Origin of the sequence: Cohnella sp. GCM10020058 (assembly GCF_042683485.1) — a bacterium.
Taxonomy (GTDB): domain Bacteria; phylum Bacillota; class Bacilli; order Paenibacillales; family Paenibacillaceae; genus Cohnella.
In genome coordinates this window covers 278,679-293,240 of sequence record NZ_JBHUJV010000008.1, presented here as the reverse complement: position 1 = coordinate 293,240, position 14,562 = coordinate 278,679, and the positions used below count along the sequence as shown (strand labels likewise).

At 59.5% G+C, this 14,562-nt stretch carries 13 protein-coding genes; 1 reads left to right on the top strand and 12 read right to left on the bottom strand.

Features of this window, described 5'->3' with window-relative positions; genetic code table 11:
* Positions 1-63: 63 nt before the first annotated feature.
* From ACFSR7_RS13760 to ACFSR7_RS13750, 3 genes are all read right to left on the bottom strand, one after another.
* Positions 64-1,437 carry an ABC transporter substrate-binding protein gene (locus ACFSR7_RS13760; protein ID WP_378162395.1) on the bottom strand — a complete coding sequence of 458 codons (1,374 nt, stop codon included), beginning with the start codon at positions 1,435-1,437 and terminating at the stop codon, positions 64-66.
* Between the two features lie 154 nt (positions 1,438-1,591).
* Positions 1,592-2,443: a carbohydrate ABC transporter permease gene (locus tag ACFSR7_RS13755; protein WP_378162393.1), complete on the bottom strand. Its 852-nt coding sequence runs from the start codon at positions 2,441-2,443 to the stop codon at positions 1,592-1,594.
* Positions 2,440-3,378: a carbohydrate ABC transporter permease gene (locus ACFSR7_RS13750; protein ID WP_378162391.1), complete on the bottom strand. Its 939-nt coding sequence runs from the start codon at positions 3,376-3,378 to the stop codon at positions 2,440-2,442. Before ACFSR7_RS13750 ends, ACFSR7_RS13755 begins: the two co-directional genes overlap by 4 nt.
* 238 nt (positions 3,379-3,616) lie before the next feature.
* On the opposite strand from ACFSR7_RS13750, the gene ACFSR7_RS13745 reads away from it, so the two are divergent.
* Positions 3,617-4,141 carry a general stress protein gene (locus tag ACFSR7_RS13745; RefSeq protein WP_378162389.1) on the top strand — a complete coding sequence of 175 codons (525 nt, stop codon included), beginning with the start codon at positions 3,617-3,619 and terminating at the stop codon, positions 4,139-4,141.
* A 508-nt stretch (positions 4,142-4,649) separates the two neighbouring features.
* On the opposite strand, the gene ACFSR7_RS13740 is transcribed toward ACFSR7_RS13745, so the two are convergent.
* The 9 genes from ACFSR7_RS13740 to ACFSR7_RS13700 form a co-directional block, all read right to left on the bottom strand.
* The gene (locus ACFSR7_RS13740) at positions 4,650-5,027 is read right to left on the bottom strand and encodes a GNAT family N-acetyltransferase (RefSeq protein ID WP_378162387.1); all 378 of its coding nucleotides are present in this window, start codon (positions 5,025-5,027) and stop codon (positions 4,650-4,652) included.
* 89 nt (positions 5,028-5,116) lie between these two features.
* Entirely contained in the window at positions 5,117-5,836 is a 720-nt protein-coding gene (locus ACFSR7_RS13735) for a PIG-L family deacetylase (RefSeq protein ID WP_378162385.1), read from the bottom strand.
* Positions 5,837-5,925: 89 nt separating this feature from the next.
* The gene (locus tag ACFSR7_RS13730) at positions 5,926-6,954 is read right to left on the bottom strand and encodes an LCP family glycopolymer transferase (RefSeq protein WP_378162383.1); all 1,029 of its coding nucleotides are present in this window, start codon (positions 6,952-6,954) and stop codon (positions 5,926-5,928) included.
* Positions 6,927-8,300, bottom strand: coding sequence for a sugar phosphate nucleotidyltransferase (locus ACFSR7_RS13725; RefSeq protein ID WP_378162381.1), 1,374 nt, complete (start codon positions 8,298-8,300; stop codon positions 6,927-6,929). Before ACFSR7_RS13725 ends, ACFSR7_RS13730 begins: the two co-directional genes overlap by 28 nt.
* A gap of 133 nt (positions 8,301-8,433) precedes the next feature.
* Complete coding sequence (gene galU, locus ACFSR7_RS13720; RefSeq protein WP_378162379.1) at positions 8,434-9,339, bottom strand: UTP--glucose-1-phosphate uridylyltransferase GalU; 906 nt, start codon at positions 9,337-9,339, stop codon at positions 8,434-8,436.
* A gap of 117 nt (positions 9,340-9,456) precedes the next feature.
* Positions 9,457-10,929: an MOP flippase family protein gene (locus ACFSR7_RS13715; protein WP_378162377.1), complete on the bottom strand. Its 1,473-nt coding sequence runs from the start codon at positions 10,927-10,929 to the stop codon at positions 9,457-9,459.
* Positions 10,926-12,098 carry a glycosyltransferase gene (locus tag ACFSR7_RS13710; protein ID WP_378162375.1) on the bottom strand — a complete coding sequence of 391 codons (1,173 nt, stop codon included), beginning with the start codon at positions 12,096-12,098 and terminating at the stop codon, positions 10,926-10,928. Before ACFSR7_RS13710 ends, ACFSR7_RS13715 begins: the two co-directional genes overlap by 4 nt.
* Complete coding sequence (locus ACFSR7_RS13705) at positions 12,095-13,231, bottom strand: glycosyltransferase family 4 protein (protein WP_378162373.1); 1,137 nt, start codon at positions 13,229-13,231, stop codon at positions 12,095-12,097. Before ACFSR7_RS13705 ends, ACFSR7_RS13710 begins: the two co-directional genes overlap by 4 nt.
* Complete coding sequence (locus ACFSR7_RS13700; RefSeq protein WP_378162372.1) at positions 13,228-14,526, bottom strand: O-antigen polymerase; 1,299 nt, start codon at positions 14,524-14,526, stop codon at positions 13,228-13,230. The genes ACFSR7_RS13705 and ACFSR7_RS13700 overlap by 4 nt, the downstream gene beginning before the upstream one ends.
* Between the last annotated feature and the right edge of the window lie 36 nt (positions 14,527-14,562).

The following is a 14,562-nucleotide window of genomic DNA, read 5'->3' as shown; positions in this document are numbered from 1 at the left end:
GACCAAGAACGCTCCGCAGGGTACGATCCCTGCGAAGCGCCTATTGTGCCCGGTTCGGGCCTTTTACTTGTTCGCGTCGACGATCTTTTGAAGCGCTTCTGAAGCCTTCGCGACGGTCGTCTCCATATCCTGCTGACCGAGCACGAACTTCTCGGCTTCCTTGACGTATGCATCTTCAAGCTCCGACTGGTAAGCCGGCGGCAGGTTGAGCGGGGTCGTCGGGCTGTTCTTCATGACGTAGGTCAGCGAGTCCGTATCGATCATGTCGGGGCTCTTAAGCTTCGTCTTCAAGCCGGTGATGAACTGATCGACGTCCTGCTTTTTCCACGCCGAGTAGACGTTGCTCCACTGCTCGCCCTTCGTCGTATACCAGCGAATAAAGTCATAGGAGGCTTGCTGGTTTACCGACTTTTTCAGCACGCCCATGAAGTTGCCGTTGGCCGGGCTCACGCCCGACGGTTCGCCTTGGCTGTTGGACGGCATCGGCGCGAATGCGCTGACGAACGTGGCCGGGAATTCGTCCGAGCCGCCCGCCTCCGTGATCATCCAGTTGCCCGTGACGATCATCGCCGCCTTCTTGGCGAAGTACACCGAACGGTAGGCCAGCTTTTGCGAGATGGTTTCGCTGTAAGGAATGGCGCTCTTGTCCACGTTCTCCGTCTGATTGCGGATTTCCAGCGACTTGCGGATCTCGGGCCCGTCCACTTTGAGCACGCCGTTGTTCACCAGGTTGTTGTCCTTGCTCTGGTTCAGCAGCCCCAGCTCCATGTACATCGGCCAGGAATGGAAGTACGTGCCGTAAATCTTGTTGGCGCCTTCGCCGCTGGTCAGCTTGCGCGAGTAGTCGTAAAAGTCGTCCCACGTCCAGCTCGTCGGTACCGCCAGACCCGCTTGGTCCAGCATCTCTTTGTTCAGCAGCACGAAGTAGTTCTCGTACGTGTCCGGCAGCGCGTACACTTTGCCGTTAAGCGAAGGATCGACCGTATATTCATCCGTCACCTTGATGCCTTCGGCGCCTAGCAGATCGTCGAGCGGCGCCAGCAGATCGAGTCCGACGCGCTTCGAATACTCGGCGGCGCTCGGGAACATGACGACGTCCAGATCGGAGCCGGATGCGATTAGCAGGTCCAGCTTCTTGAGACCTTCGACCGAGTCGTTGTTCTCGACCAGTTCTTCGTATTCGACGGTTACGTTCGGCTTCTCTTTTTTATACTCTGCGAGCATGCCTTCCATTTGCGCCTTCGGAATCCAGGAAGCGAGCTTGATCGTAGCAGGTGCATCCGACGGCGCCGCCGCGGACGAGCTCGAGGCGGACCCGGAAGCGGACGGTGCGGCGGACGATGCGGCATTGTCATTGTTGTTGCCGCCGCAGCCGGCAAGCAGCGAGATCGAGAGCGCAGAAGCCATGGCAGCGGAAAGCACCTTTTTGTTTAACATGATTAACCTCCCCAGGATCTGGTCGTACCGCTTGATGACGAACGGTTCGTAACACAATCGTAACATTGGGGTTTTCTTGTCGATAAGATACCAAATTTGACTGAATCGGAAAATAATTGACCGTTTTCTGTCTAATAAGGAAACATCTGTTCCCTCAGCCTTTGACGCCGCCAAGGCTAATGCCCTCGATGACCTGCTTCTGACCGAGGATAAATACGACGAGCAGCGGCACGATCGCCGAGACGGAACCGGCCATGACGAGCGAATAGAACTGGCCGTTGCGGTCCGCGAACGCGTTCATGCCAAGTTGGAGCGTGTACAGCGCCTTGTTGCTCAAGAAGATGAACGGCGTCTGGTAGTCGTTCCACGTCCAGATGAAACGCAGAATCGCGTAGGTGGCGATCCCCGGCTTCACGAGCGGCAGCAGGATGCGGACAAATATGGAATAGTGACCCGCGCCGTCGATCTGCGCCGACTCGATATACTCGTCGGAAATGCCGGCGAAAAACTGGCGGAGCAAAAAGGTGCCAAGCACGCTGAATCCGCCGAGCAGCACCAGTCCCGTATGCGTGTCGTACAGGCCGATGGAGCGGTAGATGACGAATAAGGGTACGAGCGTCGCCTCCACCGGGATCATATATGTCGCAAGCACGACCAGGAAAAGCGCGTTGCGGCCCGGAAACCTCACCTTCGTGAAGCCGTAGGCCGCCATCGCCGACACGACGACGGACAACAGCGTCGTCAGCACGGATACTTTGATCGAGTTCCAGTAATATAAGGAAAAGTCGGCTTTGCCGTTCCATACCTTCTTGTAGTTCTCGATGACCTGCCAGTGCTTGGGGATCCACTCGACCGGATAGTTAAATACGTCGACTTCCGGCTTAAACGAAGTGGATAGCATCCAGATAAACGGAAGCAGGAAGATAACGCCGAACAGCACCAGCAGCACCGTGATGAGCAGGCGGGATACGGGCAACCCCTTCCGCCCTGCGGCTTGCGTCTTCATCCTTGATGCACCCACTTTCTTTGCCCGGCCCATTGGAGGAACGTGATCGTCAGAATAATGATGAACAGCACGACCGACATGGCCGAAGCGTATCCCGTCTTCAGATTCACGAAGCCCTGCTGGTAAATGTCGTACACGATGACCGACGTGGAATGCGCGGGTCCGCCGTCCGTCAGCACTTGGATGAGCGCAAACGACTTGAAGTTGGAGATCAGGCCGGTGATCAGCAGGAAAAAGCTCGTCGGCGTCAGCAGCGGAAAGGTGATCCGGAAAAACTTCACGCGCGCCGAAGCCCCGTCGATGTCGGCGGCCTCGTACAGGTCGCGCGGGATGTTTTTCATGCCTGCGATATAAATGATCAGGGACACGCCGAGGTCGATCCAGATCATCAGCAGCATGACCGAAGGCAGCGCGTAATGCGGATCGGCCAGCCACTTGGGCGGCGAATCGACGCCGATGGCGGATAGAAAGCCGTTGACGGGTCCGTACGACGGATGGAACAGCACCTGCCAGACGACGGCGACGGCGACGATGCTGGAGATCTGCGGCATGAAGAAGATGACTTTGAAAAAGGAAGACATATACGCCCGCTCGGAGATCAGCACCGCCAGCAGCAGCGCGGCCGCCATGCCGATCGGCACGGCCAGCAGCATGATCAGATTATGAAGCAGCGACTCGCCGAAGTCCGGGTCCTTCAGCAGCTTGGCGAAGTTGCCGAAGCCCGACAAGTGAAGCTTATCGTAACCCGTCAGAAACGACCAGTCGGTCAGGCTGAAAACGAGCAGCATAATCATCGGAACGAGCGTAAAAACGATAACGCCGAGCAGCATCGGGCCGATAAAAACGTAGCCGGCCGCGATCTCACGCAGACGTCTGGATCTGCGGGTCGCAGGCGGCCTCGGCATCGGGGTCTTTGCGGTCTCATTGGTAGCCATCTAAATCTAAGCCTCCTTGCATAGGCGGTTTTCTACAGTATAGAAAACGCTTTAGTCAGCCATAAGGCTTTAATATGACTCATTTCAAATTTTTTTGACCGAGTCGCACCGTTTCCAAAAAAAGCCTGGATTTCTGCATGAGAACGGCTTGTTTGGGGTATTAAATAGTGAACCAAATCGGTAAGGAATGGCTATAACAAAAGAAATCACCAACCACCCAATTTAGGAGGGATTCGTCATGGCACAGGAACGCGACACCCAGGAGCGCAGAATCGTCGGCGTATTCGATACGGAGCAAGGCGCGGTAAAAGCAATCGAGGATTTAAAGCGTCAGGGATATACCTCTGACGATATCTCGGTCATCAGCAAAAACCGGGACGACCTGGACTACGTCACCGACGAGACGGGCACCAAAGCGCCTGAAGGCGCGGCGGCCGGCGCGGCGACGGGCGGCGTGGTCGGCGGCCTGACCGGCCTGCTCGCAGGCTTGGGGCTGCTCATCGTGCCAGGCATCGGGCCGATCCTCGCGGCGGGCCCGATCGCGGCGACCTTGACGGGCCTCGCGATCGGCGCCGGCACGGGCGGCATCGTCGGCGGCCTCATCGGCCTCGGCATTCCGGAGGACGAAGCGCACCGTTACGACGCGGACCTGAACGCGGGTCGCATTCTGGTGCTCGTCGACACGGATCCCGACCGCCGGGCGCCTATCTACGACACGTTCCGGACGAACAATACGCTGAACTCGGATACGTATATCGTCTGATCGGCTGCGGGTAGATAGGAAAACAATGTAGACAGCGAATACAATGTAAACAGCGTTACAGCAAGCCCTCTTCCCGACGCGGGAGGAGGGCTTGCTTGTGCGGGCTTATTTATGTGACTGTGGGGTGCTACTTGCCGTACATAGTTGAGCACCGAGGCCATAATGCAATAGGGGAAATTTGTTCCGCTATGGGTGCTCTTGGGACCGAGACTTGCCGTGATAGAGGAACTACGTTCCGCTATGGGTGCTCTTGGGACCGAGACTTGCCGTGATAGAGGAACTACGTTCCGCTATGGGTGCTCTTGGGGCCGAGGTTTGATGGATAGAGAAACTACGTTCCGCTATTGGCGCTCTTGGTACCGAGGCTTGCCGTGATAGAGGAACTATGGTTGCTATGGGTGTTCTTAGGTCGAGGCTTGGTGCGATAGCTGCACAAGCAAACACCCCCGCGCAGTCCCGAGGGACCGAACGAGGGTGCCGAAGATGATCCAGTGACTATAAGTCCAAATCAGCGAGACTCGATGCCGTTGCTGCTGTAGGAGTCCGAGTAGCGGCTGGCGTCTCCTTCGGCCCATACGTCGGAGAGCGACGGATCGGCCTGGAATTGTTGGAGCGCGTAGGAGCAGGAAGGAATGATCTTGCGCCCCTTCTCTCTCGCGTCCTCGACGACGAAGTTCAACAGTTGGCGCGCGAGGCCGCGTCCGCGGTATTCGCCGTCCACCGAAGTGTGATCGATGATCCAGGTGTCCGCGTCCGCCATCGTATAGGAGATCTGGCCGATCCTGCCTTTGACGCCGCGCAGGATGTAGCCGTTGCCTTCCCGTTCCGCGACGATCTCTTCTTCGGGCCGTACCTCGGGCGTTCCGTTATTGTACAATGCGCTCATGTCCGTGCACCTCCATCGTCATTCTCGTTTTTTCGTACTCTCTATCCCTTACCCCGATCAGCAACTTTCGAGCGCCCGCAGTCAAGCATCTAGGGCTTGTGATAATAGGAAACCGGCTTCGCGATGGCCTGGTCAAAGGAGCGCTTCACGGAGTGGTAGCCGATCGCGAGCTGCCCGCGGGTCGGGTCCCAGCGCTTGTACTCTTGCAGGGAAGCGACGACCTTGTGCGAGTGGTCCCGCGACCGCTCGACGAGCAGCTCCAGCCGCCGGGTCTCCCGCTTCGCGTTGCGAAGATTGTACGGCTCGACGTACAGGCGCAGGTCCGCGATCGTGCCCGTATGCGCCAGCCGGCGCGCGGCCCGGCCCATGTTGGCGTGATCGGCGTGATTGCCGCCGAGATCCGTGAAGGCTTTGACCCGGGCGTCCGGATACCTGCGCAGGTATTCTCGAAGCACATCTTCGCAGCCCTCCACTGTCGTCGATCCGTCCCGCATCTGCCCGTCCGCGAAGTGGATATGCGTCTCGGGCACGCCCAGCGCCAGGCAGGAACGGAGAAACTCGTCATTGCGCAGCCTTACCATATCGTCTTCCTCAAGGCGACCGTAGCCCTCGGCGGCCGGATCGTAATAACGTCTCGCGAGCGCGCTCCTCGTCTCGCCGTTCAGCTGCCGGCGTACGCTCGACGAGCGTCCGTCCGTATATAAGATGACGTGGCATTCGTCGCCGACGTCGAGATGGTTGCGGATGCCCGCGCCGAAGGTAAGCGCCTCGTCGTCCTGATGAGGCACGAAAAATAAATTGATCGCCATGCTGCGCATGCCCTCCCCGATTCATAAGATGGAATATAAAAAGCCCGCCTCGCGCCGGCACGAAGGCCATGCGCTAAGCGAGCTTCCGGTTAGACTCCGTCGTCCGCAATCTGCGAAGCGAGCTTGTCGTGCATGCGCGTCCGCTCCTGCTCGCTGACCATATAATAGTAGATGCCGCCGATGCGCTGCCCGCCGCCGTTAACCTGGTCCTTGCTGACCGTGTCGATTTCCTTGCGGTAGTTGTTGAACAGCGCCTTCATGTCGTCCAGCGTCAGGTTCGTCTTGGCATTCGCCCGGATCTCGTCGAGAATCTCCGGCAACTTGGTTACGGTCTTGATCCGCTTCGCCTTATTGATCAACTCGCCCATGACCGTCTGCTGCCGCTCGATGCGTCCGATATCTCCCTTGGGATCGTCGTAGCGCATTCGGGAGTAAAGCAGCGCATTCTCGCCGTCGAGATCGAGCCGTCCCTGCGGGTAATTGACGCCGTCAATCGTGAAGTCGAACGGATTGTTCACCGATACGCCGCCAAGAATGTCGATGATCCGCTCGAAGCCTTCCATATTGACTTTTACGTAGTAATCGATGGGCACGTTCATGAAGCGCTCGACCGTACGGATCGACATGTCGACGCCGCCGAAGGCATAGGCGTGATTGATCTTGTCCGTCGTGCCTTTGCCGACGATCTCGGTGCGGGTGTCGCGAGGGATGTTGTAGAGTAGGACGGAATGCTTGGTCGGATTGACCCCGACGACCATGATCGTGTCCGACCGACCGACGTCGCCGGACCGCTCGTCGACGCCGAGCAGCAGCACCGTGAACGGATCCTTGGCGTTCAGATCGACGATACGGCGCGCCGTATCGGTCGGATCGGCGTCGCTCGATGCCGCCAGCTGAACGGTCCCCGCGCCCGTGCCGCCCGCGCCGCCGGCAACGGCCTGCGTTCCGTCCCCCGCAGGGGGGACAGTGCCGATGGGCTGGTAGATGTCGCTAATCGTATCCGTGGCGTCATGGTAAAGGTACCAGGCATACCCGCCCGCGCCGAGGACGAGCAGCAGTACCGCAGCGGACGCGATGATGAGTACTCTTTTTACGAGGGGATTCCTCTTGACAGACAATGGAACTCCATCTCCTCCCAAGTACCGTAGAGATCGATCTCGTCGTCTTCCTTCACCGATTCTCCCTGCTGAATCTCGATGAATTCCATATCTGTCGCCGCGCGAAGCGCGTGGTAGGAACCGGCTGGGATTCGGAATACGTCTCCCGGCTTCAGAATATATAATTCTTCGCCGAGTACGAGTTCTCCTTCACCCGATACGACCGTCATCGTATCCGTCCGCTCGGAATGATAGTGATAGTTCAGATGCTTGCCCGACTTGAGGCAGATGCGCTTGGTCAGCACCTCCGCATCGCGGCTCTTGGAGTAGTCGAGCACGCGATACCAGCCCCACGTCCGCTCCTCGTACATCGGACGCTGATTCGGCACGACCATGTCCTTGATCCGCGGGCTCGCGTTCTTTTCGGATACGAGGATGCCGTCCGGGCTGACCGCGACGATCGCGTTCTGGATGCCGATGATCGTGACCGGAATATCGAGTTCGTTGACCAGGTGCGTATTGGCGCTGTCCTCGCTGAGGATGCCGTTGCCGATAACTCTCGCGCCCATGTTGTCCGTCAGCGTGTTCCAGGTGCCCAGGTCCTTCCAGTAGCCGTCGTAAGGGATGACGACGATGTCGGATTCCTTCTCGACGACCTCGTAGTCGAAGCTGATCTTGGCGAGCTTGTCGTAGCTTTTCTGCAGCTCCTCGTACTGGATCGGCACCCCTCGCTCCAGCAGCAGGCCGATCAGATAGCCGAGCTTAAACGCGAACACGCCGCAGTTCCACAGGGCGCCGTCCGCAATCAGCGACTTGGCCTTCTCCTCGGATGGCTTCTCCGTGAACCGCGCCACGCGGCTGTACGAATCGTCTCCGGCGTCCTGCTCCGGCACGATGTAGCCGTACTTGGAGGAAGGCAGCGTCGGCGTCACGCCCATGAGCGCGATCTTCGCATCCGTGCGGTTCAGCACGTCCTCGAGATCCTGGATCCGCTCGAAGAAACGGTCTTCGACGTACGGGTCGACCGGCAAAATGCACACCGTCTCGTTCAGGTCGACCTGCTTGAGCGAATATAGATACGCGGCCGCCAGCGCGATCGCCGGGAACGTATCCCGCCGCTCGGGCTCGACGATGATCGGCACCTGGCCGAGCTGGCTCTGCAGGATGTCGAGCTGCTGCTTGCCCGTCGCGATCACGGTCGATTGGTCAAGACCGACGGCGCAGATCTGTCCCCATACCCGCTGGACCATCGATTCCATTTGCTTGTTTTCGTTTTCGAGCACCTTGAGGAATTGCTTGCTTCTCGCGTCATTGGACAACGGCCACAGCCTTTTGCCGGAACCCCCGGACAGCAATACCAATTTCATGATGTTTTCCCCTCCAGATGTTCTTTCGTCTTTCTCTCTTGCCGGCACGCTTAAACTTGACCGGCTATGCTCGCCTGCTATGCGAGCTCTGAAATGCAAACTCTGCTATGCCCGCTCTGTCAAGCTCGCCCGCTTAGCCGATTCTGCGTTCTGCCTGCACTTCTGCGGCTTCCGAAGAGCCCGTCAATTCGTACAGGTGCTCCCACAAGCCCAGGCCGAGTTCTTCGCGCTTCAGCGCAAAGTCGATGTTCGCCTTCAGGAAACCCAGCTTGCTGCCGACGTCGTACAGCTTGCCGTCGTAGCGGTAGCTGTACATGTTCTGGCGCGACGCGAGCTGCTTCATCGCGTCCGTCAGCTGAATCTCGCCGCCCACGCCGGGCTGCTGATGCGCCAGAATATCCATGATGGCCGGGTCGAGGATGTAGCGTCCGATCATCGCCAGGTTCGACGGCGGATTGACCTTCGGCTTTTCCACCAGATTCGTGATCCGGTTCAGCCGCTTGTTGATCATGTCGCCCTGGATGACGCCGTAGCTGGACACGCTCTCCCACGGCACTTCTTCTACAGCTATAATACTGCCGGCCCGCTCGTCATAGACGTCGATCATCTGCTTCAGGCAAGGTACCTCGCTCTCGATGATCATGTCCCCGAGCAGTACCGCGAACGGTTCGCCGGCCACGAATTTACGTGCGCACCAAATGGCATGTCCGAGCCCGAGCGGCTCCTTCTGTCGGACGCAGTGGATTTCGACGAGATTCGTGACGCTGCGGACGATTTCCAGCAGCTCGTTTTTCTGCTTGCATTCGAGGTCCGCTTCAAGCTCGTGGTTTTTGTCGAAGTGATCCTCGATCGCGCGTTTGCTGCGGCCGGTGACGATGATGATATCCTCAATGCCCGAGCAGATCGCTTCTTCGACGATGTATTGGATCGTCGGCTTGTCGACGATGGGAAGCATCTCCTTGGGCATCGCCTTCGTGGCGGGAAGAAATCTCGTGCCGAGACCGGCTGCGGGGATGATCGCTTTTTTAACTTTAGTCATGCGTGTAGTACCCTCCTATCTGCTGTGGAAAATGCGACGGCGAACGTTCGCGGGACAGAGCGACGGGGATAAGCGGGGACGGCGGCGGTATGTTTTCAAGGGGGAGCCGCGTGGGCTTCACCCCGGCTTCACGGACTTATGTCTCCTATATACCTTATCGCGTACCGCATGAATCAGGTTTCGATTGAAATAGAATATGACGGCGAAGTAGAGCAGCGCACCGCAAATGACCTGCAGGATAAAGCCCGTATTAAGCTCGAACAGCGCCTGGGACAGCCAATCGAAGGCCAAAACGCCGATTACCATGACCAATCCGCATAGCAATCCGGGCGAGATGCTGCGCAGCAGCGGGGACAGGCATGGCCCCAGCACGCGCTTGACGGCATAGCTGTACTGGATGCAGAAGATGACGATCTGTACGACGACGAACGCGTAGCACAGTCCGATCATGCCGCCCAGATAAGCGCCGATGAACAAGCCGGGCACCTGTACTGCCATGCAGAGCAGCGTGTAGCGGAAATACATATCCATCCGCCCTTTGGATTGCAGCAGCGGCTGGACGGTGACGACGAGCGAACGGATCAGGAACATGACGCACAGGATCTGGATGAGCGGCACGCTGGGCAGCCATTTCTCGCTGAAGGCGAACGTGACGAGCATCGGCGCCGTGACCAGCAGGCCCAGGTAGATCGGCGCGTTCAGGTAGCTGACGCCTTCGGCGATCTTGATATAGCCCTTGCGCAGCTGCGTCAGATCGTCCTGGATCTTGGCGAAAATAGGCAGCGTGACCGAGTTGATGAGCGGCGTCAGCTTCTGCACCGGCATGATGCACAGCTGGTAGGCCCAGGAATAGTAGCCGAGCGTCTGCGCGCCGTACATGCGGCCCAGAATCAGATAATCCAGGTTCGAAATGAAGGATTGGAGAAGATTCGAGGACATCTGATAGACGCCGAAGCTGAGATAGCCCTTGAGGTCGCCGCGCGTGAAATGCATGGCCGGCGTCCATCTGCGCCAGCCCATGATCATGAGTCCCGCAGAGCGGACGAGCGCATTCCCGAGATAAGAGCCGACCAGCGCGTAGACGCCGTAGCCGTAGTAGGCGCCCGCGACCGCGATGAGGAAGCCCGCGAAGTAGGCGGCGATCTGAATCTTCGAGATCGCGTCGAACTGCAGCTCCTTGCGCGACAGCACCTCGAACTGCTGGCCGAAGGCCGGGATCAGGCACAGCAGCGACATCCACCGGACCGGATTCACAAGGTCAGGCTCATGATAGAAGGCCGCTATGAGCGGCGCAGACAGGAAAATCGCCAGACTGATGACGAAGCTCGTCGCCAGGTTCAATATGTAGAGGCTGGAGAGGTGGTCCCTGGTAACGTCCTGGCGGTGAATGATCGCGTTGGATATGCCCATGTCGGTCAGGTTGACGGCTGCCGCGACGATGACCATGACCATCCCCATGAGACCGTAATCCTTGGGCGTCAGCAAATGGGAGACGGCGAGGAGCTGCAGCACCTGCACGACGATGGAGATGATGGTCGCGAGCGTGGACCATTTGGCCGCCGCGATCCCTTTTTTCTTGAGCGAGCTCATGATTGTCGGGTCACTTCCTTGGATGAGGCTGTACGCCGCAGACCGTCGGCGAACGCAAGCAGCGTCCTGGCCTTCGCATCCCAGGCATGGCGTTCGGCCATTGCCCGGATGCGGTCGCGGCCAAGCTTCGCGGCGATTGCCTTGCCGACCTGGGCCGGGAATTCGTCCGCGTCCCGGTAGAAAAACAGGAACGGCTCCTCGCGCCGCAGCAGCTCGGGCGTCTCGGTGACGACGACCGGCAGTCCGGCGGCCGCGTATTCGTACAGCTTCATCGGGCTGCGCCCTTTGTTGGCCGCATGGCCGCTCAGCGGCAATAGCGCGACGTCGGCGTGATGAAGGTAGCTCGGCACGTCCTTGTACTTCTTCGGACCGAGCAGATGCACGTTGGGCCGACCGGCGAACACGGCGGCCGTCGCGTCGTCGTAGGGTCCGATGACGACAAGGCTAAGGTCGGGCCGCGCGTCCGCCAGCTTGCGCAACGCGCCCAGGTCGAGCCGCTCGTCGAGCGCGCCGACGTAGACGGCCCGGGGGCCGGGGATCGCCCGCATGTCCGCGGGCTCTTCGCCGCCTCGCGCGAAGTGCTCGTACTCGACGCCGTTCTCGAGCAAAAGGCATGGCAGCGCGGGATTGTACGGCAGCAGCTCCTCGAGCACCGGCTCCGACGTGGAGACGAGACCGTGCGCCCGTGCCATGATCGCGGCCTCGGCGGCCTGGATCGAGCGGTCGCCCGTCATTTGGGCGTACAGGTCCGTCGGCCGGTACACGGTGACGTCGGGCCTTACGATCTCGTCCAGCCCGGCGAACCGGGGCTGGTCGATGAGCAGCAGGTCCACGCGATCCATGCCTTGCTCGCGAAGCAGCCGTTTCATGCGCGGCAGCGTCCAATTTTTGCCCGTACGGGCGTAGATCGGGCCGGCCACCTCCCACGGCAGCAGCGCCATGGGCACGCTGTTCACCGCCTGATCCGGCTCCGCTTCGGGCTGGCCCCGGTAGATCTTGATACGCGCGCGGATATCCCGGTCCTTGTATTTGAGCAAGTGCATGGGACTCAGCGGCGTGCTCATATGAAGAACGCGGTGGCCGAGCCGCTTCATCTCGCGGGCGAGATGGTGGGAGCCGACGACAAACGGCCCGCCCATGTACGTGTGGCTCGCGAATACGATGTTCACCGGCTCCACCCCCTCTCTCGCTCCGGCACATATGCCGGCGCAGCCGCAGCCAGATGCGGCCGGACCGCGTCCAGCGTTTCCCTGGCGCACTTGTCCCAGGAGAAGGTAGCGGCCCGCGCGAGTCCGCGCTCGCGCAGCTGCGTCCGCAGCCCGTCATCCTCCATGAGGCGCCTGATCTTGGCCGCGATGTCCGCAGGATCGTGCGGATCGCAGTAGAGCACGGCATCCCTGCACACCTCGGGGATCGAAGCCGCGTCGGAAGCGACCACGGGGCAGCCGCAGGACATCGCCTCGAGCGCCGGGAAGCCGAACCCTTCGTAGAAGGAAGGGAAGACGAAGCAGGAAGCCCTGTCGTACAAGGCTCTCAGCTCTTCGTCCGTCACATAGCCGAGCGTTTTGACTTCGCCGCCGATCCGGCCGCCGGCCGGCTTGAATATCTTGCTGCTGCCGCCGGCGATGACGATGTCGAAGCCGACGTCGCCCATCAGCTCGATCGCCTTCGCGACGGACGCGAAGTTTTTGTTCGGGCTCATGCTGCTGACCGCCAGCACGTAAGGCCGCGCCAGCCCGTGACGCTCAAACACCGTCTCGTCGGCCTTGATCCGCAGGATATGCTCCCGGCCATGGTAGATCGTCTTGATCTTGCGCTCGGCGATGCCGAAGTGCTCGGTCAACTGCGCGCGGGAGAACGCGGAGCAGGTCAGCACGCCCTTCGCGTTCATGCCGAGCACGCGCTGCAGCACCTTGTACCAGGCGCGGAAGGCGAAGGAGTACGTGTCCGGCGCCGCGTAAACGGCTGCGTCGTGCATCGTGACAGCCTGGCGGCGCTTGGTCATCGGTCCCGTGTTGCACAGGCTGAGCAGAAATCCGTCCGCGCAAAGCGCCGGCAGACTGAGCTGCTCCCAGGCGTGGCCGGAGCCGCGTCCCGCCTGCTTGGTCGGGATATGACGCAGGCCGATCGGCTTCAGCTCGCCCTTCGGCGCCAGCACGACGAATTCGTATCCCTCGACCGCCGCGTCGCGTTCCCCGACCATGACGTCGAGCGAGCGGAGCACCTCGATCGCGTACCGCTGCACGCCCGTGACGGGATGTGTCAGGAAGCGCCCGTTGATATAGATCTTTTCCAGCTTCATGTCCGATTCACCCCCGAGAGCCGCCAGCTCTTGATTTTGCGCTTATTGTAATGAAGCACGAGCGTGAACAGGACCAGCACCACCCAGCACGGGAAAAACCGGCCGCTCGTGAAGTACAGATAACGCGGAAATTCCAGGATGCCCACCATCCAGATCGGGTACATCAGCATGCCGAACGTGTGGTTGTTGCGGAAGTGCGTGTACAGCACGCCGCTGATATAACCGAGGAGCGCCATATAAACCAGTGCCCCGCCGAATCCGTAATCGTGATAAGGAAGCATGAGCCCGGACGGATTGTTAAACTCCGGATTGCCCATCGTTTCGAGTATGTTGTCCAGCAGGCCCATGGGCCGCACGCCGTATACGTTGGCATACGCCTCGCCGCCAGGCGGTATTTTCCACAGCCACTCCCAGGTATAGTAGGGGAACGGAATCGACGGAAAGCCCAGCTCTCTTATGTACAGCGTGCCGGTATTGAGAGCCGTGACGTAGTAGCCGAAAAAGCGGGTGACGACGAACTCCCAGAATGAAGGATAGATGTGGACGTAGTAGCTCAGCCACGAACGGAAGTACTCGCTGATTCCGAAAAATCCGATGACGAACACGATCCCGATGAGCGGATACAGCTTCACGAACGGCACCCGCTTGCCCTGCTTCAGCCGCATCGAGATCCAGATAATGATCGCCGGCACCATGATCTCCATCAGGGCGAGCCGCTCGGAGAAGAAGATCGAGCGCATGAGCGTCAGCAGGAAGACGACCGTAAACGCGGGCATGAACGTCTTGCTTCCCTTCAGGCATTGGTAGTAGGTCGCAAGGATCGTGAAGGCGATGCCGAAGTTCGTGAACGAGGTGACGCCCGTGATCTTGTCGAAATTCTGCTTGATCGAGTAGATGGCGCCCGGCTCTCCCTTGATGACGGACAAGAACAGCGACACCGTGAAGCCGCTGCGGACCATAATCAGCAAGTAAACCGCGTAGCCGAACAGCGTCATGGCGAACAGGGCGTAGATGACGAACTTGATAAAGGTGTCGCGCTTCAGCACCGCATCGGGGAAAACGGATACGGGCTTTACCTTTTTGTACAGCATCGACGACAGCAAGCCGCCCAGGACGAAGGCGGCTGCCGGGTAGACGGCGAGCCAGATGTTGTCGCTGTCGATGAATTTCTCGACGCGATAGAACATCAGGTAGTTCTCGGCGGGGATCATATAGGCGCCCGCGATGACGACCCCCATCACGATGGCGAACAGGATGGTCGGGTTCATCCACCAGACCGAAGCATTCTTTCTCATCACACGGGCACTCCCTCGTCTTGATTGCGCCGGCGC